Source organism: Plantactinospora solaniradicis (genome assembly GCF_042658085.1).
GTDB classification, from domain to species: domain Bacteria; phylum Actinomycetota; class Actinomycetes; order Mycobacteriales; family Micromonosporaceae; genus Plantactinospora; species Plantactinospora solaniradicis.
On record NZ_JBHSPR010000018.1, the window covers coordinates 284,976 to 311,607 of the forward strand.

Annotated in this window: 24 protein-coding genes; 14 read left to right on the top strand and 10 right to left on the bottom strand. The window is 70.3% G+C overall.

Annotated elements, in window-relative coordinates:
* The first annotated feature begins 214 nt into the window (after nt 1-214).
* The gene (locus tag ACFP2T_RS23050) at nt 215-2,881 is read left to right on the top strand and encodes a hypothetical protein (RefSeq protein WP_377424864.1); all 2,667 of its coding nucleotides are present in this window, start codon (nt 215-217) and stop codon (nt 2,879-2,881) included.
* Between the two features lie 78 nt (nt 2,882-2,959).
* Here the strand turns inward: ACFP2T_RS23050 and rplI are convergent, their stop codons facing one another.
* The 5 genes from rplI to ACFP2T_RS23075 all read right to left on the bottom strand — a co-directional run bounded on the left by rplI (nt 2,960) and on the right by ACFP2T_RS23075 (nt 5,634).
* Nucleotides 2,960-3,409, bottom strand: coding sequence for a 50S ribosomal protein L9 (gene rplI / locus ACFP2T_RS23055; protein ID WP_377424865.1), 450 nt, complete (start codon nt 3,407-3,409; stop codon nt 2,960-2,962).
* A gap of 14 nt (nt 3,410-3,423) precedes the next feature.
* Nucleotides 3,424-3,663 (bottom strand): 30S ribosomal protein S18, encoded by a 240-nt coding sequence (gene rpsR, locus ACFP2T_RS23060; protein ID WP_007073789.1) that lies wholly within the window; start codon nt 3,661-3,663, stop codon nt 3,424-3,426.
* Nucleotides 3,664-3,708: 45 nt separating this feature from the next.
* Nucleotides 3,709-4,260, bottom strand: a complete 552-nt coding sequence (locus tag ACFP2T_RS23065) for a single-stranded DNA-binding protein (RefSeq protein ID WP_377424866.1) — start codon at nt 4,258-4,260, stop codon at nt 3,709-3,711.
* Nucleotides 4,261-4,342: 82 nt separating this feature from the next.
* Entirely contained in the window at nt 4,343-4,633 is a 291-nt protein-coding gene (rpsF, locus tag ACFP2T_RS23070; protein WP_192766155.1) for a 30S ribosomal protein S6, read from the bottom strand.
* A gap of 338 nt (nt 4,634-4,971) precedes the next feature.
* Entirely contained in the window at nt 4,972-5,634 is a 663-nt protein-coding gene (locus ACFP2T_RS23075) for a hypothetical protein (protein ID WP_377424868.1), read from the bottom strand.
* A gap of 207 nt (nt 5,635-5,841) precedes the next feature.
* Between ACFP2T_RS23075 and ACFP2T_RS23080 the strand changes: the two genes are divergently transcribed.
* Both ACFP2T_RS23080 and ACFP2T_RS23085 read left to right on the top strand, forming a co-directional pair.
* Entirely contained in the window at nt 5,842-6,618 is a 777-nt protein-coding gene (locus tag ACFP2T_RS23080) for a deoxyribonuclease IV (RefSeq protein ID WP_377424870.1), read from the top strand.
* A 9-nt stretch (nt 6,619-6,627) separates the two neighbouring features.
* A complete protein-coding gene (locus ACFP2T_RS23085) occupies nt 6,628-8,901 on the top strand; it encodes a hypothetical protein (RefSeq protein WP_377424871.1) in 2,274 nt (757 codons plus the stop codon).
* Nucleotides 8,902-8,951: 50 nt separating this feature from the next.
* Here ACFP2T_RS23085 and ACFP2T_RS23090 read toward each other — a convergent pair whose 3' ends face one another.
* The 3 genes from ACFP2T_RS23090 to ACFP2T_RS23100 all read right to left on the bottom strand — a co-directional run bounded on the left by ACFP2T_RS23090 (nt 8,952) and on the right by ACFP2T_RS23100 (nt 14,341).
* On the bottom strand, nt 8,952-10,451 hold the full coding sequence (locus tag ACFP2T_RS23090) for a glycosyltransferase family 87 protein (protein WP_377424872.1): 1,500 nt from the start codon (nt 10,449-10,451) through the stop codon (nt 8,952-8,954).
* 255 nt (nt 10,452-10,706) lie between these two features.
* Complete coding sequence (locus ACFP2T_RS23095; RefSeq protein WP_377424873.1) at nt 10,707-13,661, bottom strand: transglycosylase domain-containing protein; 2,955 nt, start codon at nt 13,659-13,661, stop codon at nt 10,707-10,709.
* A gap of 200 nt (nt 13,662-13,861) precedes the next feature.
* The gene (locus ACFP2T_RS23100; protein WP_377424874.1) at nt 13,862-14,341 is read right to left on the bottom strand and encodes a DUF5318 domain-containing protein; all 480 of its coding nucleotides are present in this window, start codon (nt 14,339-14,341) and stop codon (nt 13,862-13,864) included.
* A 197-nt stretch (nt 14,342-14,538) separates the two neighbouring features.
* On the opposite strand from ACFP2T_RS23100, the gene ACFP2T_RS23105 reads away from it, so the two are divergent.
* From ACFP2T_RS23105 to ACFP2T_RS23115, 3 genes are all read left to right on the top strand, one after another.
* Nucleotides 14,539-15,189, top strand: coding sequence for a PadR family transcriptional regulator (locus ACFP2T_RS23105; protein ID WP_377424875.1), 651 nt, complete (start codon nt 14,539-14,541; stop codon nt 15,187-15,189).
* A 40-nt stretch (nt 15,190-15,229) separates the two neighbouring features.
* Nucleotides 15,230-16,309: an inositol-3-phosphate synthase gene (locus ACFP2T_RS23110; protein ID WP_377424876.1), complete on the top strand. Its 1,080-nt coding sequence runs from the start codon at nt 15,230-15,232 to the stop codon at nt 16,307-16,309.
* Nucleotides 16,310-16,451: 142 nt separating this feature from the next.
* A complete protein-coding gene (locus tag ACFP2T_RS23115; RefSeq protein ID WP_377424877.1) occupies nt 16,452-18,605 on the top strand; it encodes an HAD-IC family P-type ATPase in 2,154 nt (717 codons plus the stop codon).
* Between the two features lie 61 nt (nt 18,606-18,666).
* On the opposite strand, the gene ACFP2T_RS23120 is transcribed toward ACFP2T_RS23115, so the two are convergent.
* Together ACFP2T_RS23120 and ACFP2T_RS23125 are read right to left on the bottom strand one after the other, a co-directional pair.
* The gene (locus ACFP2T_RS23120; protein ID WP_377424879.1) at nt 18,667-18,798 is read right to left on the bottom strand and encodes a hypothetical protein; all 132 of its coding nucleotides are present in this window, start codon (nt 18,796-18,798) and stop codon (nt 18,667-18,669) included.
* A gap of 54 nt (nt 18,799-18,852) precedes the next feature.
* The gene (locus ACFP2T_RS23125) at nt 18,853-19,329 is read right to left on the bottom strand and encodes a methylated-DNA--[protein]-cysteine S-methyltransferase (RefSeq protein WP_377424881.1); all 477 of its coding nucleotides are present in this window, start codon (nt 19,327-19,329) and stop codon (nt 18,853-18,855) included.
* Nucleotides 19,330-19,432: 103 nt separating this feature from the next.
* Here ACFP2T_RS23125 and ACFP2T_RS23130 point away from each other — a divergent pair, with 103 nt between their 5' ends.
* The 8 genes from ACFP2T_RS23130 (at nt 19,433) to ACFP2T_RS23165 (ending at nt 26,622) form a co-directional block, all read left to right on the top strand.
* Nucleotides 19,433-19,786: an ArsR/SmtB family transcription factor gene (locus ACFP2T_RS23130; RefSeq protein ID WP_377424882.1), complete on the top strand. Its 354-nt coding sequence runs from the start codon at nt 19,433-19,435 to the stop codon at nt 19,784-19,786.
* A complete protein-coding gene (locus ACFP2T_RS23135; RefSeq protein WP_377424884.1) occupies nt 19,783-20,052 on the top strand; it encodes a hypothetical protein in 270 nt (89 codons plus the stop codon). Before ACFP2T_RS23130 ends, ACFP2T_RS23135 begins: the two co-directional genes overlap by 4 nt.
* 154 nt (nt 20,053-20,206) lie before the next feature.
* Nucleotides 20,207-21,733 (top strand): alpha/beta fold hydrolase, encoded by a 1,527-nt coding sequence (locus ACFP2T_RS23140; protein ID WP_377424885.1) that lies wholly within the window; start codon nt 20,207-20,209, stop codon nt 21,731-21,733.
* A gap of 115 nt (nt 21,734-21,848) precedes the next feature.
* Nucleotides 21,849-22,421 carry a TetR/AcrR family transcriptional regulator gene (locus ACFP2T_RS23145; protein WP_377424887.1) on the top strand — a complete coding sequence of 191 codons (573 nt, stop codon included), beginning with the start codon at nt 21,849-21,851 and terminating at the stop codon, nt 22,419-22,421.
* Nucleotides 22,422-22,507: 86 nt separating this feature from the next.
* A complete protein-coding gene (locus tag ACFP2T_RS23150; protein WP_377424889.1) occupies nt 22,508-24,745 on the top strand; it encodes an MMPL family transporter in 2,238 nt (745 codons plus the stop codon).
* 180 nt (nt 24,746-24,925) lie between these two features.
* Nucleotides 24,926-25,813, top strand: coding sequence for a hypothetical protein (locus ACFP2T_RS23155; protein WP_377424891.1), 888 nt, complete (start codon nt 24,926-24,928; stop codon nt 25,811-25,813).
* 192 nt (nt 25,814-26,005) lie between these two features.
* The gene (locus ACFP2T_RS23160) at nt 26,006-26,185 is read left to right on the top strand and encodes a DUF397 domain-containing protein (protein ID WP_377424892.1); all 180 of its coding nucleotides are present in this window, start codon (nt 26,006-26,008) and stop codon (nt 26,183-26,185) included.
* Nucleotides 26,182-26,622 carry a hypothetical protein gene (locus ACFP2T_RS23165; RefSeq protein ID WP_377424894.1) on the top strand — a complete coding sequence of 147 codons (441 nt, stop codon included), beginning with the start codon at nt 26,182-26,184 and terminating at the stop codon, nt 26,620-26,622. The genes ACFP2T_RS23160 and ACFP2T_RS23165 overlap by 4 nt, the downstream gene beginning before the upstream one ends.
* Nucleotides 26,623-26,632 lie beyond the last annotated feature (10 nt).

Consider the following 26,632-nt stretch of genomic DNA (forward strand, 5'->3'; position numbering starts at 1 on the left):
CGGCCATGGGGTGTGCGCAGCCCTGTGCACAGGCTGTGGAAACTGACTGGGGAAGATAACCTGTACCGGCTGTGACCTGCGCAAACTCGGTCCCCACCATGTGGAGGAAAGAAACAGGTCGAATTGGGGCCAGCGGGACGGCGTATCATCGGGCGACGGCAATCTTGTGTACGAGTCCTCGCGATCGATCTACCAGAAAGGTCACGCTCCGGCCGTGGACCATCGGGACCGGGGGCGGGGTGAACTCGCCCCACACGAGCGGCATGACAGCGACAGTTGGGGCAACCCAGCGAGCCCTTGGCCGGGGGATCCGTACTCGCGCCCGGACGGAAGTCATCGCACTCCGAGTCGTCGGCGTGCCCGCCACCGTGGTGCGCCGGACCCCGTCGACAGCTACACCCCGCCGTGGGCGCTGGAGTCCACCCCGCCGACACCGCCCGAGGTCGTCCCGGGCGGACGGGACGGCGGCCGGCACCACCGGCCGGACCAGGCGGGCGAGCCCGGGGGCGGACGTCGACGGGCCGAGCCGGACGCCGCGTGGGAGGGCATGGACGAGTACTGGCGTGCGCCGCGCCGCATGGCCGACGACCCGGTTGCCGACGGTGCCGGGGACGACGACCGCTGGCGTGGCACCGGCGGCACCGTCGGTTGGCGACGGGCGCCCGACACCGGGGCCGGCGACGCCGGGACAGGTGACATCGGAGCCACCGGCCGGCACGGCATGAGCTGGGGAGACGCCGGACGACACACGGACGACACGGCTGGCGGATGGACCGGTGCCGCGCCGATCTCCGGTGCCGCCCCCGTTTCCGGTGCCGCCCCGATCTCCGGCGCCGGCGATCGCCTCCCGCCCCTCGGCGGCGATCCGGCCCGCGACCGCGGAAGCTACCCCGGCGATCCCGCCGAGCGACCCGGCCGTGGCCGGCGGCGCCGGGCCGAGCCGGAACCGGACGTGGACGGGTCCGCCGCGCCCACGTCGGGCTGGGGTGGTGGAGCATCCACCGGCTCCTGGACCGGACGTGGTGCCCCGGCCGATCCGGGCCGGGGCGACGACGGTTCCCGGCGGGACCGAGCCGGTACGACCGGTGCCGGCTGGCGGGACAGCGCCGGTGCGACCGGTGCCGGTTGGCGGGACGGCGCCGACGCCCGAGCCGGCTGGCTCGACCGCCCGGGTGAGCCGGACAGTGGCTGGCGGGACCGTACCGACGCCCGGGGCGAGGCTTGGCGGGACCACACGATGGAATTCGGCGCTGAGGGCCGGAGGCGGGTCGACCCGGACCGGACCGACGGCCGTGGCGCGGTGGGCCGGCGGCGGGCCCGACCGGAGAGCTGGGACCGCGACGATCCGAGCCCGCCGGGTCGCCCCTCCGCCAGCGGCACCCGCTCGCGCGACCGAGCCGGCGAGGACGCGTCCACGGCGTTCCCGCGACCGGACGTGCCCGGGTCGGCCGAACCGTCCCCGACGGATCCGGCCCAGGGGGCCGCCTCGACGAAGCCGTCCGCCCGCTGGGTGCGGTCGCCGACCGAGGGCGACCGTCCGGACGGCCCGGACGTCCCGCCCCGAAGCTCCGCACGCCGACCGGGCCGGGCCGAGGGCGACGCCCGCCCATGGGAGCGGGAACCGGATGCCGAGCCGGTGCGCCGGGATCGGGACACCGGGCCGGTACGCCGGGGCCGGGACGTCGGAGCCGTACGTCGGCCGGACGACGACCCCGGGGTAGCGGGCGGGCGGGGTGACGACCGTGGCCTACCGAGATGGCAGGGCGAGGGCGACGGCCGGGGCGGATCGGGACGGCACGCGAACCCCGCCCCGGAGCGTCGCCGACTGGACACCACCCGCCGCAGCCGGCACAGCGACTCCGGTCCCTGGGACCAGTTCACCGACACCGGCATGTTGGAGCCGGTAACCGACGCCGGACCCGTGAGCAGCCCCGGCGTCGGCCGGCGACGGGACCGGAGCACCGACACCAGCCGGTGGGACCAGCTCACCGACACCGGAATGCTGGAACCGGTAACCGACGCCGGACCCGTGAGCAGCCCCGGCGTCGGCCGGCGACGGGACCGGAGCACCGACACCAGCCGGTGGGACCGGTTCACCGACACCACCGAATGGCGTAATGGCGAACTCGCCGGGTTGGCCGACTCCGGTGCGGCCGGGGAGGCTGGCCGTACCGGAGCCGATCGAGGCGACGGCTTCTGGTCCGGCACCAGACTGGCCGGTGACGACCCGCGTTGGATGGGCATACCCGACTCGGCGCCCCGATCTCCAGCCATCGCCTACCCGCCACCGACCAGGCCGGCCGCGCCGGCACGGCGGCGGCAGGGTGAACCCACGCCACCGACCCGGCGGCGCGCCGAACCGGTGAGCGCCGGGACCCGCGCCGGTGCGACGGTCTCCCCGCGCCGTGCCGGTGGGCCAGAGCCAGTGACCGGGCGGCGTTCGGCGGCTGGCCGGCGGCCGACGTCGAGCAGCCCTCGGCGTCAGGCCAGCCCGTTGAGTCGTCGGCTCGAGGACGACCTGCTCGACCCTCGGCCCAGCGGCCCGCTGACCGCCGTCCTCTACACCGCCGCCTGGTACGGCGTAGCGGTGCTGGCCGTCTTCGTCTGGGTACTGACGCTCGACGCCAGCGTTCCGGCGGACTGCGTACCCGGAGCGTCGGGCGGCTGCGAGTCCGAGCGCGGGCAGGCGATGGCCGCACTGCTGGACGGGGTGCCCCGGTTCGCCGCCGCGCTGGGTACCGGTCTCGTGGTCGCCGCCCTGATGCGCTGGTTCAACCGCACCTGGCGGGCCGTGACCGTGGGGCTCGCCGCCTCGGTCGTCGGCGGAGGTCTCTCCACCGTGCTCTTCAGCGTGATCAGCGGACGGCCCCTCGGCGGCTGATACCGCAACGGGGCAGCAGAGCGGAGAAACAGTTCAGGGGTGCCGTCCGGTCGGACGGCACCCCTGAAGCGTGTGTCGTTACTTGCCGGGGACGACCTTCAGGTCGAACCGAGCGGTCACCTCGGGGTGCAGCTTGACCCGCACCTGGTGGCTGCCGATCGACTTGATGGCGCCCGGCAACTCCAGCCGACGCCGGTCGAGGGACGGCCCACCGGCCGCCTTGACCGCGTCCACCACGTCGCCGGGGGTCACCGAACCGAAGAGCCGCCCGCCGTTGCCGGCACGCGCGGTCAGGTTGACCTTGAGGCCCTCGAGCTGGGCCTTGACCTCGTTGGCGTGGCCGAGGTCCCGGATCTCCCGGGCCGCACGGGCCCGCTGGATGACCGTGACCTGCTTTTCCGCGCCCTTGGTCCAGGCGATCGCGAAGCCCTGCGGCAGCAGGTAGTTACGGCCGTAGCCGTCCTTCACCTCGACGATGTCGCCCGGGGCACCGAGACCGGAAACCTCCTGGGTAAGGATGATCTTCATATCGGCGCCTCCTCTCAGCGGGCCGTGGCCGTGTACGGCAGGAGCGCCATCTCGCGGGCGTTCTTGACCGCACGGGCGATCTGCCGCTGCTGCTGCGAGGTAACCCCGGTCACCCGCCGAGCGCGGATCTTGCCGCGGTCGGAGATGAACTTGCGCAGCAGCGCGGTGTCCTTGTAGTCGATGTAGGTGATCCCGTCCTTGTCGAGCGGGTTCACCTTCTTCTTTGGCTTGCGCAGTGCCGCAGCCTTCGCCATTGCTCTTGCTCCTGGTTTGCGATCTCGAGTGTTAGGCACCCGATATCAGAACGGGGGCTCGTCGTCGAAGTTTCCGCCGCCGCCCGAACCGGCAGGACGCGAGGCAGCCGGTGCCGCCGTCGCCCACGGGTCGTCGAAGTTTCCTCCGCCACCCGGGGCACCGCCGCCACCGCCACCACCACCGCCGGAGGCGCCGAAGCCGCCACCGCCGGAGCGCGACATCTTCTGCACCTTCGCCGTGGCGTACCGCAGCGACGGGCCGATCTCGTCAACCTCCAGCTCGATGACGGTGCGCTTCTCACCCTCGCGGGTCTCGTAGGACCGCTGCCGCAGCCGGCCCGACACGATTACGCGAGCGCCACGCTGCAACGACTCGGCGACGTGCTCCGCGGCCTGCCGCCAGACGGTGCACGCAAGGAACAGCGGCTCGCCGTCCTTCCACTCACCGGATGCCTTGTCCATGAACCGGGGCGTCGAGGCGACCCGGAACTTGGCGACCGCGGCACCAGACGGGGTGAAACGCAACTCGGGGTCGTCGGTCAGGTTGCCGATGACCGTGATGGTGGTATCTCCTGCCATGACCATCTCCTCGCGCACTCATCAGTCTCCGCCAGTGAAAGGCTGCCAGAGCAGTACGACAGGACTGATGAGGCTGATCCGGGGCGTGCCGGAAAACGCGTCAGCGCGTTTCCGGCCGGATGACCTTGGTGCGTAGCACCGACTCGTTGAGTCGCAGCTGCCGATCCAGCTCGGCCACCGCCGCAGGCGAAGCCTGCAGGTCGATGACGGCGTAGATCCCCTCGGCCTTCTTGTCGATCTCGAACGCGAGGCGCCTACGGCCCCACACGTCGAGCTTCTCCACCGAGCCACCCGCGGTCCGGATCACGTTGAGATACGTGTCGAGCGACGGGGCGACGGTGCGCTCCTCGAGGCTTGGATCGAGGATGACCATGATTTCGTAATGACGCAAGACGTTCCCACCTCCTCTGGGCTAGCGGCCACGGTCCATCCGTGGCAGGAGGTCATGCGTTTGTTGCCGCACGGCGTCGGGAGGGATCCCGGAGCGTCACGGACAACCTGACCAGACTACCCGGTGTTCCGGTACCGGGCACCGCCGGTACCCCCGTGGCCAGCAGGCGCCGAGGCGGCAGCAAGAACCCCTTCCGGTCGCGCCGACCCGGAAAGGGCTCTTCCGTGCAAAGCCGCGGGGCGCATCCCGTCCGCATTCTTTGGGTGGGACCTGGGGAGGAACGACCACACCGATGAGTTGGACGAGAGGCGCCCCGCGGAGCCTATTCTATTGTCATCTTACGCGACAACAGTCCGTGTTGCACGTTGAGCGAGAATAGCCCGAATTGCCCCTGCTGAGACGCCGACCACACACACGGTCGCGATGAGCGCCAGCAGGCCGACCGGCCCGGCTGGCCGTACCGGGTCGACCGGCCGGATCAGTTCGGCCGGAGCCCCGCCGAGTCGACTGGGCGGTAGGTGGGCAGCGCCGGGCAGCGCGCTCGGCGGCGCACCGGTGCTCCTGAGGCCGGGCGCATCGGGACCATGCGGTACCGGCCCCACCTCGACCCGTACGGCCGACTCGGCGGGGAAAACACAGATCGGTCGTAGTGCCAGCGACACCGGACCGCGATGGAAGATCAGATCTGCGGACGACCCGGCGGCCAATTCCCCGTGCACCACACCGTCCAGCAGTAGCCGGGTCCGCCGGCCCGTGTCGTTCACCACCCGCACCATGCCCTCCCGCGGCACCGTGATGCTGGTCGCCTTCGACGAGGAGACGCACCGCAGGGCACCCGGGCCCGAACTGCCGAACGTGACCACCCGATCGGTCTCCCGCACACCCATCCCGGGCGGGGGCACCGGCTCGGCCATCGCAACGCCGGACACCAGCGGCGGTGTACCCGCGACGAGCGCGGCGACCGCGACGGTGGCGCGACGACGTCGGAGCGACAGGGCCACGTCTTTCCTTTCTCGGCAGAACGTACGACCTCGGCGGAACGTACGTCCCGACCCGGCCGGAGTGCCGGGTACATGGATTTCACCTGGAGAAACGATCCACCGATCGATAGGTGACGCGGGTTACGCCCCGCGTTTTCGACACCCTGACCACCGGCGGTGGGGCTGCCCCTCCCCGCCAGGCGACCGGCGCGACGTAGGCTCGCCTTCATGCGTATCGGAGCCCATGTCGATGCCACGAATCCGTTGGACGAGGCGGCCCTCCGGAAGGCGGACGCGGTCCAGTTCTTCCTCGCCGATCCGCAGGGCTGGAAAGCACCACAACCACGGGCCGACGCGGCACAGCTGCGCGGCTCCGAGGTGGACGTCTACATCCACGCGCCGTACGTCATCAATCTCGCCACCACCAACAACCGGATCCGGATCCCGAGCCGTAAGCTCCTGCTCAGCCACGCTGGCGCCGCCGCCGAGGTAGGCGCGAAGGGCCTGATCGTGCACGGCGGACACGTGAACGCCGGTGACGACATCGCCACCGGCTTCGACAACTGGCGTAAGGCGTTCGCCCAGGTCGCGGCGTCCGGCGGACACGGCGTACCGGTGTTCGTCGAGAACACCGCCGGCGGCGACAACGCCTGTGCCCGACGGTTCGACAACCTGGCCCGGCTGTGGGACGCGGTCGGCGAGTACGGCGTCGGGTTCTGCCTGGACACCTGCCACGCGCATGCCGGCGGGGAGGACCTGCTCGACATCGTCGACCGGGTCAAGGCGATCACCGGCCGGATCGACCTGATCCACGCCAACGGTTCGAAGGACGCCTTCGACTCCGGGCGGGACCGGCACGACAATCTCGCCAACGGCACGATCGATCCCGATCTGGTGGTCGAGGTGGTCCGCACCGCCGGCGCCCCGGTCATCGTCGAGACCCCCGGCGGGGTCGACGGTCAGGCCACCGACATCGCCTACCTGCGCGACCGCGTGGGCCGGTAGGGCGGGCCGATGTCGACGGACCAGTCCAACGTCGCCGACGAGACAACCGAGTCCACCGCCACGGGCGGCACGGCCGAACCCGGCGTCGCCAAGACCGGGGACTCGGCCGACAGCGCGCCCACCGCCGGTGCCGCGAGGCCCGACAGCGGACAGGCATCGGACACGAAGCCCGACAGCGGACAGGCATCGGACACGAAGCCCGACAGCGGACAGGCATCGGACGCGAAGCCCGACACGGATCCGGGAGCGAAGCCGGAGACAGGTCGGGAAGAGAAGCCCGACGCCGATCCGGCCGCCAAGGCCGAGACGGATCCGGAGGAGGCGCCGGAGAAGACCGGCGGCACTCCGGCGACCGGTGCCGGCGAAGCCACGGACAAGGCGACGTCGAGCGACCCGGAGGAGAAGCCGGAGAAGGAGGAGGGAAAGAAGGACGGGAAGGCGGAGGAGAAGAAGGACGACGCGAAGGCCGAGTCGGCCAACTCGAAGTCGGACAAGCCGGATAAGCCTGACGACCCGTTCACGGCGTTCGCGCCCGCTCCCGAGGTCGTACCGGGCCGGCTCCGGCGGATCGGTCGCGGCGTCGGCCGCCGACTCGTGCACGAGTGGACCCTCGCCGGGCTCGGCGGACTGGCCCTGGCCGTCCTGATGACCTGGCCCACTCTGCGTTACCCGAGGCACACCCTGCCGCAGGACTACTGGGATCCCACCCTTCAGGCGTGGCAGGTCGCCTGGTCCGGACACATCCTGCTGACGAACCCGGCCCAGCTCTGGCAGAGCAACAGCTTCTTTCCGGAGAACTGGACCTTCGCCTTCTCGGACACCCTGCTCGGCTACGCGCCGGCCGGCATGATCGGCCACGGTCCGGAGGCCGCGATCCTCCGCTACAACATCCTGTTCGTACTGGCCCACGCGCTCGCCGTGGTCGGGGCGTACGCGCTGGTCCGGCAGCTCGGCTCGGGGCGGATCGGCGCCGCGGTGGCGGGCGTCGGTTTCGCGTACGCACCCTGGCTGTTGTCGCAGGCCGGTCACCTGCACGTGATCTCCAACGGAGGAATCCCGCTGGCCCTCGCCATGCTGGCTCGGGGTCACGGCTGGTCGCTGCGACACGGTTACCGACCCGAGCGCCGACGATCCGGCTGGGCCTTCGCCGGTTGGCTGGTCGCCGCCTGGCAGCTCAGCCTCGGCTTCGGAATCGGCCTCGTCTTCGCGTACGTCCTGGGTCTGATCTCGGTCGTGGTGCTGCTGAGCTGGCTGGTACGGCGGATCATCCGCCGGCCACGGCAGCCGTTCGGGTTCCGGATGCTGCTGGCCGACTTCTGGGGCGGCGCGATCTTCGCCGCTACCGGTGCCCTGCTGGCCATCCCGTACTTCAAGGTCGCCGAAGAGCACCCGAACGCCCGGCGGACCGCCGAGGAGCTGCACAACTACTCCCCGCCGCCCGGTGGTTTCCTCACCGCCCCGACCGAGTCCCTGATCTGGGGTGACCTGCACGAGCGGGCCCGCGACGGGCTGCCCGGACTGCCGGAAACCACGCTGCTGCCGGGGTATGCACTCCTCGCGCTCGCCATCGCCGGCCTGGTCTTCTCGATCTGGACGGTGCGACAGCGACTGCTGCTGCTGGTTGCCCTGCTGGCCAGCGCGGTGCTGGCGATGGGCAGCAGGTTCTTCGGCGGTACCTACACCTACCTGCCGCTCTTCGAGCACGTGCCCGGCTGGGACGGCCTGCGTACGCCCGGCCGGCTGATGCTCTGGACCAGCCTGTTGCTGGGCATCCTCGCGGCCGGCTCGGTCGGCGCCTTCGCCGAACGGGCGCGACAGATCTCGGCCGCCGAGCGGGTACCACCCCGCCCCGGTCCGTTCCTGCGCCTGGTCACCCTGCTGCCGCTGCTGCTGGTGCTGGTCGAGGGGCTGAACGCCACACCGCATCCGATCGTGCCGAGGCAGCCCGCGGCGATGCGGGTGTCGACCGGGCCGATCCTGGTCCTGCCGTCGGACCAGAAGACCGACCAGCACGTCATGCTCTGGTCGACCAGCCGGTTCCAGGACATCGTGAACGGCGGAAGTGGATTCACCCCCCGTCGGCTGGAGGAGGTACGTCAGGTGACGGCGAACTTCCCGGACTCGGCCAGCATCGAATACCTGCGCGAGCTGGGGGTGCGGACCGTCGTCGTGCTGAAGGACCGGGTGGCCGGCACTCCGTTGCAGACGGCGATCGACCTACCGGTCGACACCCTCGGCATCAGCCGGGAGGACGTCGGCGAGACCGTGGTCTACCGGCTCTGACGGTCCACACCGCGCCGTCCCCGGTGTTCGGGACCGGGGTGGCGGTGTCGTCAGGCCGGGACGGGTTCGCGTTCCGGTTCGGGGACACCGCGCAGCCGGCGCAGCCATCCCGCGTCCGGTGCGCCGTCGTAGTCCCCGCCGTCGGGGTCGTCCGGATAGGTGGCCCGGACCGGGTCGTGCTCCGGCCGCAGGATGTCCCGGATGATCAGTCCGCAGAGCACCGCGACGGTGGTCAGCCGGAACGTGGCGGCGAGCACGAACACGCCCTCCGGAAAGACCTGCTTGCCGGCGGCGCCGAGCAGTTCGCCGTAGAACGCGAGGAAGTAGCCGACCTCGGCGAGCTGCCACGCGATGAAGGCTCCCCAACGCGGCCGGGCCAGTACCGCCAACGGCAGCAGCCAGAGCGTGAACTGCTGCGACCAGACCTTGCTGAAGATCAGGAAGGCCGCGACCATCAGGAAGACCAGGGCCGCCAGCCGGGGGCGCCGGGGCGCGAACAGCGCGAGCGCGCCGATGCCGAGGAAGGCCAGGACGATCAGGGCGTACGACAGGGTGTTCAGCGTCGGTATGTGGTCGCTGAGCCACTGGAAGGGGCCCTGGTCGCCGGGGCTGCCGCTGTTCCACTTGCCGTCCAGGTAGCGACCGATGTACCACAGGGTGCCCCAGTCGATGGCGCGCTCACTGTTCAACTGGAAGAAGCGGCTCCATCCGTCGTGGTAGAGGATCGCCACCGGCAGGTTCACCGCCGCGATGGTCGCGATGGCCGAGCCGATCGTCACCACCATCGCCCGGACCCGTGCCGTACGCAGGGCGAACAGGAACAGTGGCCAGAGTATGAACAGTGGCCAGAGCTTCGCGGAAGTGGCCAGGCCGAGCATGATGCCGGCGGCCAGGGGTTGTCGTCTGGCCCAGGCGTACAGGCCGATGGCGGCGAGCCCGATCGCGAGCAGGTCCCAGTTGACGGTGGCGGTGACCAGCAACGCGGGGGAGAGCGCGAACATCGCGGCGTCCCAGGGCCGGCGGCGCCGTAGCGCGAGGATCATCGCGACGGTGGCCACCCCAAGGGCACCGAGCACCAGCGCGTTCAGGTTGTAGAACCACTCCGCCTGGTTGATCTCGGGGCGGTTCTCGCCGATGCTGTGCACCGGCAGGCCGAGCGCTCCCATGAAGAACCCGGTGACGACGGGATATTCGACCGGGTGGTCCCGGTAGGGCACCTTGCCCTCGTTCAGCCCTTCGGCGTAGTAGAGCGCGAGCACGTCGGTGTAGCAGAACTTGGTGTACTGCGAGTTGTTCTGCCAGGCGCCGGTCTGGCAGGGCGACTTCTGCACCCAGTGCAGGGCCAGGGTCAGACACGTCAGGGCCAGCACGATCCGGGCAGCGGTCCAGAACCGACCGCTCCACTGGGTGCCCCGGCGGTCGACCCCGCTCGCGTGCTCACCGATCGGGCCACCGATGGCCTCGGAGAGCCCGCGAACGAACCCGTCCGACCGGGACGGGTGGTCAGCCTTCTCAGGTTCGTCGATGCCAGCCGGCGACTGCGCGCTCATGGGTAAGCATCCTGCCGTATCGGAGCCCCTGCCACGAGCAGGAGGGGCGGACGGAAAACGATTCGGCGCGGACGGATGCCGTCGGCCGACTGATTTACGTGGATCTATGTCGGGGGGTGTAGGCACGGACCGCCGAGGCTGCCCCGGACCGACGTACGTCCGTCGCGGCTCCGGTCGGCGTATCAACGCGGGCGGCCCCGGCCACCTCGGGAGGTGGTCGGGGCCGCCGTCACGATTGCCGGCAGGTCTCCGGACTCAGTCGCGCTGACCGTTCGTCGTGGTGGGCAGCACCGCTACCCCGCCACCACCACCGCCGCCACCACGCCCGTCGTCGGGATTGTCCGGACCATCGTCCGGACCGCCCGGAAGGTCGGGGAAGGTGGGTCCATCCGGGTTCGTGGGGAAGGTGGGCGGGTTGTTGTTCTGGTTCTGCGGCGGGCAGACCCCGTTCACCAGAGCCGTCGGGCACGGTGGTGCCTGCGGCGGTTCGACGCCGTTGCCGCGTTCGGCATCGCCGATGCCCTTGGAATCCGGCAGCGGTTTCTTGTCGAGGCCCTTGAGCGCATCGTCCATGTACTGCTGCCAGATCGCGCCCGGCAGGCTCGCGCCGCTGACGGGTGTGCCGTTGTCCCTGCGGATCCTGGGTTTCTTCGGATCGTCGCTGCCGACCCAGACCGCGGTGGCCAACTGCGGGGTGTAGCCGACCATCCAGGCGTGCGCGTTGTCCTTCGTGGCGCCGTACTGCCACGTGCCGGTCTTGCCGGCCGCGGACCGGCCGCCCTCAAGACTGCGGCTGTTCGCGCCCGGGATCTTCTTCAGCACCGAGGTCACCTCGTCGGCGACCTCCGGCTTGATTCGCGGCGACGACTTGAGCTGCTCGCTGCCGGCGCTGATCTTCTTCCACGCACCGGTCTGCTTGTCCTGCTGCTCGATCGTCATGATGAAGTGCGGCTTGTTGTACTTGCCCCGGTTGGCGAGGGTGGCCAACCCGGTGGCATGGTCGAGAACGGTGATCGGGTACTGCCCGTACGCGACGACATGGAAGAACGGATCCGGCGCCACGTCGGCGGCCTTCTTCTTGGCCAGGTCGATCGGCTCCGACGCCCCCTTGGCAGGGGTGGTCCACATCGTGGTGATCCCGGCCTGCTTCGCCATGTTCACGATCTTGTCAGGACCGATGTCCTCGCTGATGTGGTAGAAGGGCACGTTGTAGGACCTGACGGTCGATTGTTCGAGGGTGCACCACTTGTGGCAGGTGGTCTGCTCCGCACCGGCGTTACCGATCTCGTCCTCGATGCCGTCGGCCTTGAACGGCTCGGAGTTCCAGTGCGACTCGATCGAGATGCCCGCGTCGATCGCGGCGGCCAGGGTGTAGACCTTGAATGACGAGCCCGGCGGGTGACCCCCGACCAGTTCGCCGCCGAGGACGTTCTTTCCGGCGTAGTCGATCCCGGTCCCGTCGTTGCCGCCGTAGTAGGCGAGTACCCGGCCGGTGGCTGGTTCGATCGAGACCAGCGCCCCCTGTAGGTTCTTCGGCTGGCCGTTCAGCGGGGAGCCCTTGTTCTCCTGCTGGGCCGCCTTCTCCGCCGCGTTCTGCATCTTGATGTTGATAGTGGTCTTGATCCGGTAGCCGTCCATGGCCAGCGTCGCCTGACAGGTCGGCTTCGTGCTGCCGGCCGGCACCGCGCCGTTGTGGCAGAGACCCTTCTCCTCCATCTCGGCCCGGACGTAGTTGACCACGTTCCCCCGAGGGCTCTTCACGCCACTGGAGGCGGTGGCGTCTTTGCGCTTGTTCACCTTCGGGTACTCGGTCGGGCGCTCGGCCTCGGTGATCCACTTCTCCTCGACCATGCCGTTGATCACGTAGGTCCAGCGGTCCTTGGCCAGCTCCGGGTTGTCCTCGGGATCGAAGCCCTTCACGCCGGTCTGGGGATCGTTGACCGGCTGCTTGATCACTCCGGCCAGCACCGCGGCCTGGGCCACGTTGAGCTTGTTCGCCGGCACCCCGAAGTACGTCTGCGCCGCCATCTCGATGCCGTACGCGCCCCGGCCGAAGTAGATGGTGTTCAGGTAGTGCTGCATGATCTCGTCTTTGCTGAACTCGTCGTTCAGCTTCGAGGCGAGAATCGCTTCCTTGACCTTGCGCTGGTAGCTGTCGTCGTTCAGATTCTCGTAGGCGTTCCGGGCGTACTGCTGGGTGATGGTGGACGCACCCTGCTTCGTACCGCCGGTGAAGTTGTTCCAGGCCGCGCGGGCGATGCCGAGGTAGTCGACGCCCTTGTGCTTGTAGAACTTCCGGTCCTCGGCGGCGGCCACCGCGCGCTGCACGTACTTCGGGATCTTGTCGAGGGACACGATCACCCGGGCCTCTTCGCCCAGTTTTACGATCGCGTCCTTGTTGTTGCTCGCAAAGATCGTGGTCCCGACCGGCAGCGGGATCTCGTCCGGCAGCACCACGTTGGTGGAGTAGTAGGTCACTCCGACCACGCCGCCGCCGGTCAACATGATGAACACGGCGAAGGCGGCGATGACGAGGTTCATCCGCTTGCGCTTCTTGGCGCGCTTCAGCGCCGCCGCGTCCGGCTCGCCACCTCTGCGGCCACGACGGCCACCGGATCCACCCGAGCTGCCCGGTCCAACCGGATCGTCGGGGCCACCGGGACCGGCCGGGGAGACCGAGACGACCGCCCGGCCGACGGTGGCCCGACCGGCGGCGCCGTTCGCGCCCCCGCCACTCACGGACGCGGCTCCGACACTCGCCCGTCCCGCGGACGCCCGACCGGCCGGTCGGGCGGCGCCGTATCCGCCACCCGAGCCGGGTGCGTCGGGAACCGCCGCGCTGCCGACTCCGGCCCGGCCGACCCGGGCCCGACCCGGCGAGGCCGATCCGACGGACGCGGAACCGACGGACGCGGAACCGGAGGCCGGTGACACCGGTGCGGCCCAGCCGCCTCCGGCTGGGGCCCGCCCCGGTGGCGCGGCCCGGCCGGACGAGGCACGCCCACTCACGCTCGCCCGCGCCGACGCACCGTCGGCCCGGCCGTTGGCGGGCCAGCCGCCCCGGTCGCCGTCCGCCGAACGCCGATCGGCGTCGGCCTGGTCGTCCCGGGACGTGCGGCGGTATGGATCGTCCGCTGGTCCGTGGTCGCCGTTCGCGCCGGGGAACTGCGCCCGACCGCGCGCGGAACTAGGATCGCCGTACGAGTTCATTCGTCACACCCTGCCGGTCGCGGTGATGGGCGTTCGCGCCACCACCGGGTTGCCGTGAGCTGGAACACGCCGCATCCAGAGTCGGACACGCCGAGCCACAGATGCCGCAACATGGGAAATAACCGGACTTATCCGGTTTGCTAAGTGATACTCGCCCCGCCAATGTCGGAAGATCCCGGCTATGGGGAGACGAGTCACGATCACCGCCGCGCCTCGCGCCTTCGTCTGACCGAGGTGCCGTTCGCGGTCGCCGTCGCGGCCACCGCCGCGCCGCCGGACGACGCACCTGCGGTGCTGGCGGCGTCGTCGCCGGACACGCCATCCCGGCCGAGCAGGTACTGCTCGACGAGATGGTTCCAGTCGCAACCGCGGCACACCTCCACCACGTAGACCTGGAACTCACGCAGGGTCATCGCCAGCACCGACAGCTCCGCTCGGGTACGCGCCTGTCCGGCCGACTGCTTGAGTTCATCGCCGTAAATGTAGTGGACGTGGGTCAGATTTTCGCGCCGGCAGACCGGGCAGAGTGCCTCGGTCGGCTCGCCGTGGAACCGGGCGGCGTTCTTCAGGTAGGGCGAGGCGTCGCAGACCTCATAGGTGCCGACCCGACCCGAATGCACCTCACGCAGCACCGCTCGCTTCTGTAGCGAGTAGTCGACGACCTGGCGCTGCGAACGCATGCGCAGAAGAGTACGCGGTCCGGCCGGGCGAGGCGACCACCGTCACCGAGCGTAGTGGAATCTGTGCCCTGCGAGGGTTTGCCACGCCGGGCCGAAGGGTCTACCGTGCGATGTATCGGCCCGATACATCGAGTCGGTTACGGGCTCCTGACAGGGAGGCCACGCCGGTCCTGGCGGAGTCGCGGAGAGGGGTGCTCATGTTCGAGCTCGCCATCCTCGGCCTTCTACAGGAGTCCCCGATGCACGGCTACGAACTCCGCAAGGAGCTCACCGCCAAGCTCGGGGCGATCCGTGCGGCGATCAGTTACGGCTCGCTCTATCCGACCCTGCGTCGGCTACAGGCGGCCGGCTGGATCACCGAGGCGGCCGAGACCCCGGCCACCGCCGAGGAGATCCCGGCACTGACCAGCCGTCGCGGCCGAGTCGTCTACAAAATCACCGCCGAGGGCAAGGAACGGTTCGCCGAACTGATCGCCCAGACCGGTCCGGAGACCTACGAGGACGCCGGGTTCGGTGTGCACTTCGCGTTCTTCTCCCGTACCGACCGGGCGACCCGGCTCCGGATCCTCGAGGGCCGTCGGCGCAAGGTCGAGGAGCGTCGCGAGGGTCTGCGCGACGTGTTGAGCCGGGCAGCCGTTCGCCTCGACGCCTACACGCTCGAACTCCAGCGCCATGGCCTGGACGCCTGCGAGCGCGAAGTCCGCTGGTTGGAGGAGCTCATCGCCAACGAGCGCTCCGGCCGGACCCCGTCGGGGTCCACCCCGGGCACCGCCCCGGATACCCCGGGCACCGCCCAGGGGCAGTCAGAAGAACACATCCCGCCTCCGCCTGGGCAAGTCCAGGAATGAGACCGGAGCGGCCGTGATGAACACAAAGGAGGCAAACGCGATGGGCTCCGTCCGCGTCGCCATCGTCGGTGTGGGAAACTGCGCCTCGTCCCTGGTCCAGGGCGTCGAGTACTACCGCAATGCCGACCCCAACGACCGCGTCCCGGGTCTCATGCACGTCACCTTCGGCGATTACCACGTCTCTGACGTGGAGTTCGTCGCGGCGTTCGACGTCGACGCCAAAAAGGTGGGCATGGACCTCGCGGAGGCGATCGTCGCCAGCGAGAACAACACCATCAAGCTGTGCGACGTGGCGCCGACCGGCGTGCTCGTGCAGCGTGGGCCGACCCTGGACGGGTTGGGCCAGTACTACCGGGAGATCGTCGAGGAATCCGACCGCCAGCCGGCCGATGTCGTGGCGGCGCTGCGCGAGGCCCGGGCCGACGTGGTCGTCTGCTACCTGCCGGTCGGCTCCGAGCAGGCCGCCAAGTTCTACGCCACGGCGGCGATCGAGGCCGGTTGCGCCTTCGTGAACGCGCTGCCGGTCTTCATCGCCTCGGACCCGGAGTGGGCGCAGAAGTTCACCGACGCCGGACTGCCGATCGTCGGCGACGACATCAAGAGCCAGGTCGGCGCGACCATCGTGCACCGTGCGCTGGCCAAGCTGTTCGAGGACCGGGGCGTCGAGCTGCTGCGCACGTACCAGCTCAACTTCGGCGGCAACATGGACTTCATGAACATGTTGGAGCGCACCCGACTGGTCTCCAAGAAGATCTCCAAGACCCAGTCGGTCACCTCCCAGATCCCGCACGAGATGACCAAGGGTGACGTGCACATCGGGCCGTCGGACCACGTGCCGTGGTTGGACGACCGCAAGTGGGCGTACATCCGGCTGGAGGGCCGCTCGTTCGGTGACGTCCCGCTCAACGCGGAGCTGAAGCTCGAGGTGTGGGACTCGCCCAACTCGGCCGGCGTCATCATCGACGCGGTCCGGGCCGCGAAGATCGCCCTCGACCGAGGCATCGGTGGCCCGATCCTCTCGGCGTCGAGCTACTTCATGAAGTCCCCACCCCAGCAGTACGCCGACCACGACGCCCACCAGGCCGTCGAGGACTTCATCGCCGGCACGATCGAGCGCTGAGTGTGACGTACGACAGCAGCGGGGTCGGACCACCTGGTCCGGCCCCGCTGCTTCTTGTGCGGTAACGGCTCTTCAGCGGTAACGGCGACCCCTTGCTCAATTACCCCCGGGGGGTATATTGGCTTCCGAGGGGTGATCGACGATGCACGAGGGGCAGCACGGGCAACACGGACACGACGACGGACACCATCAGGGGCACGACAAGCACGCCGGGCACGATCCGGAGGCGTTCCGCCGGAAGTTCTGGCTGAGCCTGGCGCTCACGGTGCCGATCGTGGTCACCAGCCACATGGTGATGTACTGGTTCGGCTACTCGTTCGACTTCCCGGGCATGTTCCTGGTCGGGCCGGTGCTGGGCTCGATCGTCTTCCTCTACGGTGGCTGGCCCTTCCTGGTCGGCGGTCTCCGGGAACTGCGCGACCGCGCCCCCGGCATGATGCTGCTGATCTCGATGGCGATCACCGTCGCCTACGTCGCCTCGCTGGCCACCAGTTTCGGCGCGTTCGACCTGGACTTCTGGTGGGAACTCGCCGCACTGGTCAGCATCATGTTGCTCGGGCACTGGCAGGAGATGAAGGCCATCGGCCAGGCCCGGGGCGCCCTGGCGGCGTTGGCCGCACTGCTGCCGGACGACGCCGAGCGGATCGGCTCCGACGGCGGCGTACAGCGGGTCGCCCTGGCCGACCTGCGGGTCGACGACGTGGTGCTGGTCCGCCCCGGCGCGCGGGTGCCGGCCGACGGCCGGGTCGTCGACGGCGCCGCCGAACTGGACGAGTCGATGATCACCGGTGAGTCCCGGCCGGTGTCCCGGGGCATCGGGGCCCGGGTCGTGGCCGGCACCGTCGCGACCGACTCCGCGATCCGGGTCCAGGTCGACGCCATCGGCGACGACACCGCGCTGGCCGGCATCCAACGCCTGGTGGCCCAGGCCCAGCAGTCCAGCGGTCGGGCGCAGCTGCTCGCCGACCGCTTCGCCGCCTGGCTGTTCTACATCGCCACCGCCACCGCCGCCGTGACCTTCGTCGTCTGGTCGGCGCTCGGCAGCGTCGACGAGGCCGTGGTGCGTACCGTGACGGTGTTGGTGATCGCCTGCCCGCACGCCCTGGGCCTGGCGATCCCGTTGGTCATCGCGCTCTCCACCGCCGTGGCCGCCAGGGCCGGAATCCTGGTCAAGGACCGGTTGGCGTTGGAACGGATGCGCACGGTCGACGCGGTGCTGTTCGACAAGACCGGCACGCTGACCCGGGGCGCGCACACCGTCACCGCGGTCGCCGCCGACCCGGGCTTCGCCGCCGACCCGGGCCTCGCCGCCGGTCGGGGTTCCGGCTCCGGCGACGCCGCCACCACGGAGGAGAAGGCGCCGGCGGAAGACAAGACGCCGGCGGAGGACGAGGTGCTGCGGCTGGCCGCCGGGGTCGAGGCCGACAGTGAACATCCGCTCGCCCGAGCCATCGTCGCCGCCGCCGGGAACCGGGCCGGGGCGGCAGCGGCGACCGGATTCCGGGCGCTGTCCGGCCGGGGCGTCCGGGCCAGCGTCGAGGGCCGGGACTACGCCGTCGGCGGGCCGGCCCTGCTGCGGGAACTGACCGCCCAACCCTCCGACGACCTCCGTCGGGTCGGCGCGGAGTGGTCGGCGCGCGGGGCCGCCGTGCTCTACCTGGTACGCCTCGACGACGGTGGACCGCAGGTGCTCGGCGCGTTCGCCCTGGAGGACGAGGTACGGCCGGAGGCCCGCGAGGCGATCGCCGACCTACGGGCACAGGGCGTACGCACGATCGCCATGATCACGGGTGACGCCCGGCCGGTCGCCGAGGCGGTCGCCGCGAAGCTGGGTTTCCGGGCCGGGGTGGACGAGGTGTTCGCCGAGGTCCTGCCGGCGGACAAGGACGACAAGGTGACCGACCTCCAGCGTCGGGGGCTGGTCGTGGCGATGGTCGGCGACGGGGTGAACGACGCACCCGCGCTGGCCCGCGCCCACGTCGGGATCGCGATCGGCGCCGGCACCGACGTGGCCATCGAGTCCGCCGGCGTGGTGCTCGCCTCCTCCGACCCCCGCGGGGTGACCGGAGTGATCCGGCTGTCCCGAGCGTCGTACCGGAAGATGATCCAGAATCTCGCCTGGGCCGCCGGGTACAACGTGGTCGCGATCCCGCTCGCCGCCGGAGTGCTCGCCTGGGCCGGGGTCGCACTCAGTCCCGCCATCGGCGCGGTGCTGATGTCCGGCTCCACCATCGTGGTGGCGCTCAACGCCCAACTGCTCCGCCGGGTCAGACTGGCCCCGGCGCCGCCCAGGTAACCGTCCGTCTACTGCCCGCCAGCAACAAACGGAAGGTCGTCCGCGTCCGGCCAGGGACGGCTCACCTGTCGCCGAGCATCTCGTGGAAGTCAGCATTCCGTTCGTGAACCCGGCGCGCAGCGGCGCGGGTCCACTCGTCCCGCTCTTGGCGCTCGAGGTACGCGTCGATCGCCGCCTCGACGGTCTTGTGCATCGAGCGGCGCTCCGCCTCGGCCAACTCGCGGAGCCGCTGCTCGACCGTGGGGGTTCAGGCCCAGGCGCGCTGGAAGGCGACTCCGGCCTCCAGTTCCAGCAGATGTCGCTTGCGAGGCAGGCCACCACCGAAGCCGACCAGCTTGCCGCCGGCTCCGACGATCCGGTGGCAGGGCACGATCACCGGGATGGGGTTCCGGTTGCAGGCCACCCCGACCGCGCGGGCCGCCCCCGGGTCACCGACCGCCGCCGCCACCTCGCCGTAGGTTCGGGTCTCGCCGTACGGGATCTTCGACATCTCGGCCCAGACGGCGCGTTCGAACTCCGACCCCCGGCGTACGTGCAGCGGCACGGTGAACTCGATCAGTTCACCGGCGAAGTACGCCCGCAGCTCGGCCAGGGCCGGTGCCAGCTCCGGATCGGGGGTGGCACTCGCACCCTCGACCGGCCCGAACTGCACGCCGCAGATGCCGACGTCGTCGATTCCGACGGACAGGTCACCGATCGGGGTGTCGAGCACGGTCCAGCGCATCTGCCCATTGTTCACCCGGTCCGGTCGGTCAGCACCGAACGAACCCACTAGCAAGTGATCGCAGGCACCTGCTAACTTCTATTGGCATGTGCAGGGTTTCGCTATGAGTAGACCCGACCCGACCGGCGACGAGCTGGTCCGGGTGATGGCCACGCTGGCCAACCCGCACCGGTTGCGGGTCGTCGCGGCACTGGTCCGGGAACGCAACTACGTGAGCCGGCTCGCTCGCCAGTTGGGCATCAGCCGGGCACTGCTCCAGGTCCACCTGCGGAAGTTGGAGACGGCCGGCCTGGTGTCGGCACACCTTGAGTTGTCGGAGGACGGGAAGGCAATGAAGTTCTACGAGGTCAACCAGTTCGATTTCCGGCTGACGCCGGACGCCGTCGAGGCGGCGGCGCAGACGTTGAGCCTTCCTGATCCGGGCGAGCGGAACGTCGAGGAGGGAGCACGGTCATGAGCGAGCACGACTGGACAGAGGTCGTCGGGGCCGCTGGAGCGTTCGCCCTGCTCATCACCGTGATCACGACGATCATCATTCAGGTGGCCCGGACCTGGCGGGCCCACGCGGTCCTTGCCCGCGAGGGCGAGTACAAGAAGCTGGCCGAGACGGCGGTCCGGACCCAGGAGGGCACCGAGCGGCAGTTGGCCGAGCTCGGCAACCGGCTCGCCCAGATGGAAGCCCGGATGACGTCCCTGGAGCGGGTGCTCAAGGACGTCGAGTAGCGGGCCGGGGCGACATCGGACAGCAGACCGGGGCGACATCGGACCGGGCCCTGGGTCGTCGAGCGCCAACTCGACGACCCAGGAGGAAGAAGCACCACCTCGCCCACGGGCGAGTTCTGCGCGCGACGCTCCTTCGTGGAAAGGACAGCACTCCATGCTGTGGAAAGGCAACTCGACCCGACATCGGGTGATCCGCCGGGTGGCCACCCTGGGTACGGCCATCGCCGCCGCCGTCACGGTGGTCGGCGCCGGTGCCCCCGGGGTGAGCGGGGCGGCGCCGCCGCGCGCGGCCCCGACGATCGACTGGAGTTCGTGCGCCGGAGACGCCACGGCGCAGTGCGGCACCCTGTCGGTGCCGGTCGACTGGGACCATCCGACCGGGCCGAGGTTCGACCTGGCGCTGGCCCGCCGGACCGCCACCGACCCCGCCGCCCGGGTGGGCAGCCTCGTGTTCGGTCCCGGCGGCCCCGGCGACTCCGGGGTGAGCCGGGTGGTGACCGGGGTCAGCCGGTTCAGCGCCGAACTCCGGCGCCGGTTCGACATCGTCAGCTTCGACCCGCGCGGCGTGGGTCAGAGCAGCCCGGTGCGCTGTTCGACGGAGCTGCTGGGCCAGCGACCCGCGCCGGTGCTGACCAGCCAGGCCGACTTCGACGCCACTGTGGCGTACAACCGGCGACTGCGGGAGGACTGCCGGGCCCGGACCGGACCGGTCTTCGACCACGTCGACACGCTCAGCATGGCGCGGGACCTGGACGCCGTCCGGGCCGCGCTCGGCGAGACGGAACTGACGTACCACGGCAGCTCGTACGGCACCCTGCTCGGCGAGCAGTACGCCGAACTGTTCCCGCACCGGGTCCGGGCGATGGTGCTGGAAAGCGTCGTCGACCACAGCCTGGACACCCGGGCCTTCCTGAACACCCAGACCGCCACCGCGCAGGACTCGTTCGACGCGTTCGTGGCGTGGTGTGACCGTACCGAGAGCTGTGCCCTGTACGGGCGGGACATCAGTGCGATCTGGGCGGACCTGCTCGACCGGGCCGGGCGCGGAGAGGTGCCGGACCCGAAGGACCCCTCGGCGACGCTGAGCCCGTACGCCCTGAGCGGCTTCCTCGCACCACGCGCGCTCTACGGCCCCGACTGGGCCGGGCTGGCCGGGACGATCAGCACCCTGTCCGGGCAGGCGGCGAGCGGAGCCGGCCCGGCGCCCGCCACCGACTCGACCGAGGAGGCGGTGCGGACCAGCTCGAACCCGTTGGCGATCTTCTGCCAGGACTGGAGTCTGCCGGTCCGGGACTACCGGGAGTACGCCCGCCGGATCCGCGAGATGGCCCGGATCGGCACCGACCTGCCGTACCCGCAGGCGCTGGCGGTGGTGGAGTCCTGCCTCGGTGCGCCCGCCGTCGACAACCCACAGCACCGGCTGCGGGTACGCACCGACCGGCCGCTCCTACTGATCAACTCCCGGCACGATCCCGCCGCCGGACACAACTGGGCCAGCAACGTCGCCCGGCAACTCGGGACGCACGGTGTGCTGCTCACCTACGAGGGCGCCGGCCACGGCAGCTACAACGCCAGTCCGTGCATGACCGGGGCCGTCGACCGGTACCTGATCTCGACGATCACGCCCGCACCCGGCGCCAGTTGCCCGGCCGTCGAGCCGACGCCGAGCGGCGCCGGATAGCCCCCGATCGCCGGACGACCTCCGGGACGATCTGTGTCCCCGCTCACATCCTGACCGATCGGTCAAGTCTCTGACCGATCGGTCAGGCATGCTCGGGGCCGGAGGTGATGGGGCGATGTCGCGTAGCAGGACCCGGGACGACATCCTGATCGTGGCCGCCCGGCAGTTCGGCCGGGTGGGCTTCAAGGGGACGTCCCTGCACGACATCGCGGTCGAGGTGGGCTGCTCGAAGGCCACCCTGCTCTATCACTTCGACAGCAAGGAAGCCATCCTCCTGGCGCTGGTCGCGCCCGCCGCGCGGGACCTGGTCGACCTCGACACCCGGCTCGCCGGTCTCGACGACGCCGCCGCCCAGGAGACCGCCATCGAGGGCTTCGTCGACCTGGTGCTCGCGTACCGCCGGGAGATCGCGCTCATCTACGACGACCTTCCGCACCTGCTCGAACAGCCCGCGTTCGCGAGCCTGCAACCCGTCACCGCGCGCCTGATCGACACCTTCGCCGGGCGGTCGACGGACCCGGCGGCCCGGATCGCCGCCGAGGTGATGCTCGGCGGAATCGCCGCGATCGCCATCGACCACACCGAGGACAACGCCACGGAACTCCGCCCGGCCCTGATCCGGGTGGCCCGACGTGCACTGCTACCCGACGCCTCCCCGGAAGCCGGAACCATGACCTCCGAACCGTGACCTCCCGAACCGTGACCTCCCGAACCCGATCCACCCACCCCTGAAAAGCCCGGAAACGCCTCACCCCTCGACCAAAGGAACCGACAATGGCGACCCTCCTCTACCGACTCGGCCGGGCCTCGTTCCGGCGCCGCCGGCTCGTGGTGGTCATCTGGCTCGTCCTGCTGGCCGCGCTCGGCGGGGCGGCGGTGGCCTTCATGGGCCCCACGTCGACGAACTTCTCCATCCCCGGCACCGAGTCCCAACACGCGATCGACGCACTGCAGCGGGAGTTTCCCGAGGCGAGCGGCGCGACCGGCACCATCGTGGTGGCCGCGCCCGAGGGCCAGCAGCTCACCGCGCCGGACCGGCAGGCGGTGGTGGCCGACCTCGTACGCGAGGCTTCGACGCTGCCCGGGGCGGTGGGTGCACTCGACCCGTTCGCCAGCGGAGCCGTGTCGCAGGACCGCCGGTACGCGCTGATCCAGGTGCAGTTCGCCGCGCAGGGCGACGACATCACCGAAGAGCAGCGGCACGCGTACGAGGAAAGTGGTTCGGCCGCGACGGCGGCGGGCCTACGGGTGGAGCACGGCGGCGAGGTGATGTCCAGCGTCCCCGAGGTCGGCGGCACCGAGGCGATCGGCGTGGTGATCGCCCTGGTGGTGCTGGTCGTGACGTTGGGTTCACTGGTCGCGGCCGGAATGACGATGCTCAACGCGCTGATCGGGGTCGGCGCGGGCATGGCCGGCCTGTACGCGCTGAGCAGCACCATCGGGCTGACCAGCACCGCACCGGTACTCGCGCTGATGCTCGGCCTGGCGGTCGGGATCGACTACTCGCTCTTCATCACCTCGCGGTACCGGCAGAACCTGCTGGAGGGGCTGGCCCCCGAAGAGGCGACCGGCCGGGCGATCGGCACCGCCGGTTCGGCAGTGCTGTTCGCCGGGGTCACCGTCGTCATCGCGCTGGCCGGACTGGCCGTGGTCAACATCCCGTTCCTGACCATCATGGGGCTGGCCGCCGCCGGAACCGTCGCGGTCGCCGTACTCGTCGCGTTGACGCTGCTTCCCGCGCTGCTCGGCTTCGCCGGCCGGCGCATCCTGCCGCGCCGGCTGCGCAGCACCGTGACCGGCGCCGATTCCGACACCGAACCTGGCGCCGCTCCGGCGGTGACACAGCCGGGCCGGGCCGAGGGCTTCGGGTTCCGCTGGGCCCGGCTCGTCATCCGGTTGCGCGTACCGCTGATCCTGGTCGCCGTGCTCGGCCTCGGTGCCCTCGCCATCCCGGCCGCCGACATGCGGGTGGCGCTGCCGGACGCCGGCAGCAGCCCGGAGGGCACCCCGGCGCGTGAGGCCGCCGACCTGATCACCACCGGCTTCGGACCCGGATTCAACAACCGCCTCGCGCTGGTCGTGTCGAGCGACTCGGCGGCGCGGACCGCGTCCGCCGCCCAGGAGGTCACGGCGGCGCTGCAAGGCACCGAGAACCTGCTCGCGGTCAGCCCGCCGAACCTGAGCCGCGACCAGTTGACCGCCCTGCTGGCGGTCATCCCGACGACCGGCCCGACCGACCCGGCGACCGAGAGCCTGGTACACGAGATCCGGGAGAAGGTCGGACCCGTCGACGGTACGGACGGCGCGGGCGTCGCCCTCACCGGTCAGACGGCGGTCGGCATCGACGTGTCCGAGAAGCTCTCCGACGCGATGCCGTGGTACCTGCTGCTCGTCGTCGGCCTCTCCGTACTACTGCTGATGCTGGTCTTCCGGTCCCTGCTGGTGCCACTGAAGGCGGCGCTGGGCTTCCTGCTCACCGTCGGCGCCACGTTCGGGCTCACCGTGCTGGTGTTCCAGCAGGGCCACCTGAGCAGCCTGGTCGGACTGGACACCCCGGGCCCGCTGGTCAGCTTCCTGCCGATCCTGCTGATCGGCATCCTGTTCGGGCTGGCGATGGACTACGAGGTCTTCCTGGTGTCGCGGATGCGCGAGGACTTCGTACACGGCGACACCCCGACCCAGGCCACCATCAACGGCATGGGTCACGGTGGCCGGGTGGTGACCGCCGCCGCACTCATCATGACCTCGGTCTTCGCCGGCTTCATCCTGCTCGACGATCCGGTGATCAAGTCGATGGGCTTCGCCCTCGCCATCGGGGTGGCGATCGACGCGTTCGTGGTCCGGATGACGATCGTCCCGGCGGTCATCTCGCTGCTGGGCCGGAGCGCGTGGTGGCTGCCCGGCTGGCTGTCGAAGATCCTGCCGAACGTCGACATCGAGGGCGAGCGGCTGCGCCGGCACCTGGCGACCGAGCCGGACACGGCGCCGGAGCGGGTACCAGCCGGGGTCTGACTGTTTCTGGCATGTTCTGCTCGGTTCTGGCCGGTTCTGCCGGACATCGCCGCGAAGAGGCTTACCGAACGTAGAACTCCGGAGACCCCCCGCACCGCAGGACGGTGCGGGGGTCGTCCGGTTCGGCGGAGGTCCGATTTGTTCAAGACCCGCTCCGCGAGGTTCGCCATCCTTTAGACCATGAGCGTTGACCTGTCGCGTGCCGCATCGTTCCTCGCCGGCCATGGCCGGCTGCTCGACCGGCGCCGCTTTGAGTTGCTCCGGGGAGAAACGGAGCCGGCCGCCGTGCTCGCCGCGTTGGATGGCTACCGCAATGGTGACGGCGGTTACGGCTGGGGACTGGAACCCGACCTGCGCGCACCGGAAAGCCAGCCGGGTGGCGCGCTGCATGCCTTCGAGGTGTTCGAGGACATCGCGCCGGCAACCACTCCGCGCGCGATCGAGTTGTGCGACTGGTTGGACTCGGTGACGCTGCCGGACGGCGGCCTGCCGTTCGCACTGCCGGTAGCCGACGCCAGTGCCAGCGCGCCCTTCTGGACCGAGGCCGACCCCACTGTCTCGGCGCTGCAGAGCACCGCCTTTGCCGCAGGTGTCGCATTGCGGGTCGCCGCGCACGACCCCGCTGTCGCGGCGCATCCCTGGCTGGCACGCGCCAGTCGGTACTGCTTCGATGCCATCGGCGCGCTGGACTCGGCGCCGCACGCGATCGCGCTGTCGTTCGCGGTCCGCTTTCTGGACGCCGCGTACGAGCGGTATCCGGCGGCGCCGCCACTACTGGCGCGACTCGCCCAGTTCGTGCCGGACACCGGCCTGGTTCCGGTCCAGGGCGGCAGCGAGGGCGAGACGATGCGCGCGCTCAATTTCGCGTCGGTGCCCGGTAGCCCGGCGAGCGCACTGCTGGGTGCCGGCGTGATGGACGCCGAACTGGACAGGTTGGCCACGCAACAGCAGGACGACGGGGGCTGGACGGTCGACTTCGCCAGTTGCTCGCCGGCCGCGACGCTGGAATGGCGTGGCTACGCGACAGTGGGTGCCGTACTGACCTTGAAACGCGCCGGACGGCTGTAGACGAGTCGAGCGAGGGAAGGGTCCTCTCGGCGACCATAGATAGCGGACATAACCGCCGGCTAATCGTCCACGTTGGGCAGCTTGGTGCCGGGAGGGGACGTGGGCGGGCAGTCCGGACGGGAGGCCGGATCGACCAGCAGGATGCCGTGCCAGAGGTCGAGCAGGTCGGACGGTCAGGTCGACCTCTATCGGATGGCTGAGCCGTATCCGGATGTGGCCTGCATGCAGACTCCGGCTGGCGCCGGGTATGTCGAAGCGGCAAGCGCCGCTGACAGCAAGAACCGCGCTGGCCACGTACTCGTCTATGCCGGTCCCGACTGGGCCAGCTTCCTCGCCGCGCTCAAGCACGACGGCCTCACGCCGACCCCTTGAGCGCGGCTCGACCCTCTGAGGATCGTGGTACTGACGGCCTGGCCGATCGGAACGCCGTACGCACGGCGAAGGACAACGGCGAGTGGGATGCCGAGATCTCCGCAGTCAGCGAGTTCGGGGAGTGCTATAGCCACGACCATCTCCGGCACGACGCGCATCTGCGGCACATGGACCTGCTCGCGAAGGCGGGTCGGGTCGAAGAGTTGGCCGCGCGGGCTGAAACGGACGTTCATCCGCGGCGCCGGCTGGATCGGTTCCGGTACGAGCAAGACCGTGACGGCGACCTGCGGCACCGCGCCCGGCACGGAGACAGGTACGCCCTCTACATGCTCGTGCGTCTGCTCCGCGAGCGAGGCGACGAGCCGGCTGCTCGACAGGCGGTTGTCGATATCGATGCGACGGACACCTACGCGTCGAAGCTGGCAGAACAGCCCTGATCAGCCCTGA

Excerpts from the sequence above, each read along its gene's own strand:
- ACFP2T_RS23160 (WP_377424892.1), top strand. The coding sequence starts at position 26,006 with ATGGCTGAGCCGTATCCGGATGTGGCCTGCATGCAGACTCCGGCTGGC.
- ACFP2T_RS23080 (WP_377424870.1), top strand. The coding sequence starts at position 5,842 with ATGCGTATCGGAGCCCATGTCGATGCCACGAATCCGTTGGACGAGGCG.
- ACFP2T_RS23140 (WP_377424885.1), top strand. The coding sequence starts at position 20,207 with ATGCTGTGGAAAGGCAACTCGACCCGACATCGGGTGATCCGCCGGGTG.
- ACFP2T_RS23125 (WP_377424881.1), bottom strand. The coding sequence starts at position 19,329 with ATGCGCTGGACCGTGCTCGACACCCCGATCGGTGACCTGTCCGTCGGA.
- ACFP2T_RS23130 (WP_377424882.1), top strand. The coding sequence starts at position 19,433 with ATGAGTAGACCCGACCCGACCGGCGACGAGCTGGTCCGGGTGATGGCC.
- ACFP2T_RS23085 (WP_377424871.1), top strand. The coding sequence starts at position 6,628 with ATGTCGACGGACCAGTCCAACGTCGCCGACGAGACAACCGAGTCCACC.
- ACFP2T_RS23135 (WP_377424884.1), top strand. The coding sequence starts at position 19,783 with ATGAGCGAGCACGACTGGACAGAGGTCGTCGGGGCCGCTGGAGCGTTC.
- ACFP2T_RS23120 (WP_377424879.1), bottom strand. The coding sequence starts at position 18,798 with ATGCACAAGACCGTCGAGGCGGCGATCGACGCGTACCTCGAGCGCCAA.
- rpsR (WP_007073789.1), bottom strand. The coding sequence starts at position 3,663 with ATGGCGAAGGCTGCGGCACTGCGCAAGCCAAAGAAGAAGGTGAACCCG.
- ACFP2T_RS23090 (WP_377424872.1), bottom strand. The coding sequence starts at position 10,451 with ATGAGCGCGCAGTCGCCGGCTGGCATCGACGAACCTGAGAAGGCTGAC.
- ACFP2T_RS23100 (WP_377424874.1), bottom strand. The coding sequence starts at position 14,341 with ATGCGTTCGCAGCGCCAGGTCGTCGACTACTCGCTACAGAAGCGAGCG.
- ACFP2T_RS23155 (WP_377424891.1), top strand. The coding sequence starts at position 24,926 with ATGAGCGTTGACCTGTCGCGTGCCGCATCGTTCCTCGCCGGCCATGGC.
- ACFP2T_RS23105 (WP_377424875.1), top strand. The coding sequence starts at position 14,539 with ATGTTCGAGCTCGCCATCCTCGGCCTTCTACAGGAGTCCCCGATGCAC.
- ACFP2T_RS23110 (WP_377424876.1), top strand. The coding sequence starts at position 15,230 with ATGGGCTCCGTCCGCGTCGCCATCGTCGGTGTGGGAAACTGCGCCTCG.
- ACFP2T_RS23145 (WP_377424887.1), top strand. The coding sequence starts at position 21,849 with ATGTCGCGTAGCAGGACCCGGGACGACATCCTGATCGTGGCCGCCCGG.
- rplI (WP_377424865.1), bottom strand. The coding sequence starts at position 3,409 with ATGAAGATCATCCTTACCCAGGAGGTTTCCGGTCTCGGTGCCCCGGGC.
- ACFP2T_RS23095 (WP_377424873.1), bottom strand. The coding sequence starts at position 13,661 with ATGAACTCGTACGGCGATCCTAGTTCCGCGCGCGGTCGGGCGCAGTTC.
- ACFP2T_RS23115 (WP_377424877.1), top strand. The coding sequence starts at position 16,452 with ATGCACGAGGGGCAGCACGGGCAACACGGACACGACGACGGACACCAT.
- ACFP2T_RS23150 (WP_377424889.1), top strand. The coding sequence starts at position 22,508 with ATGGCGACCCTCCTCTACCGACTCGGCCGGGCCTCGTTCCGGCGCCGC.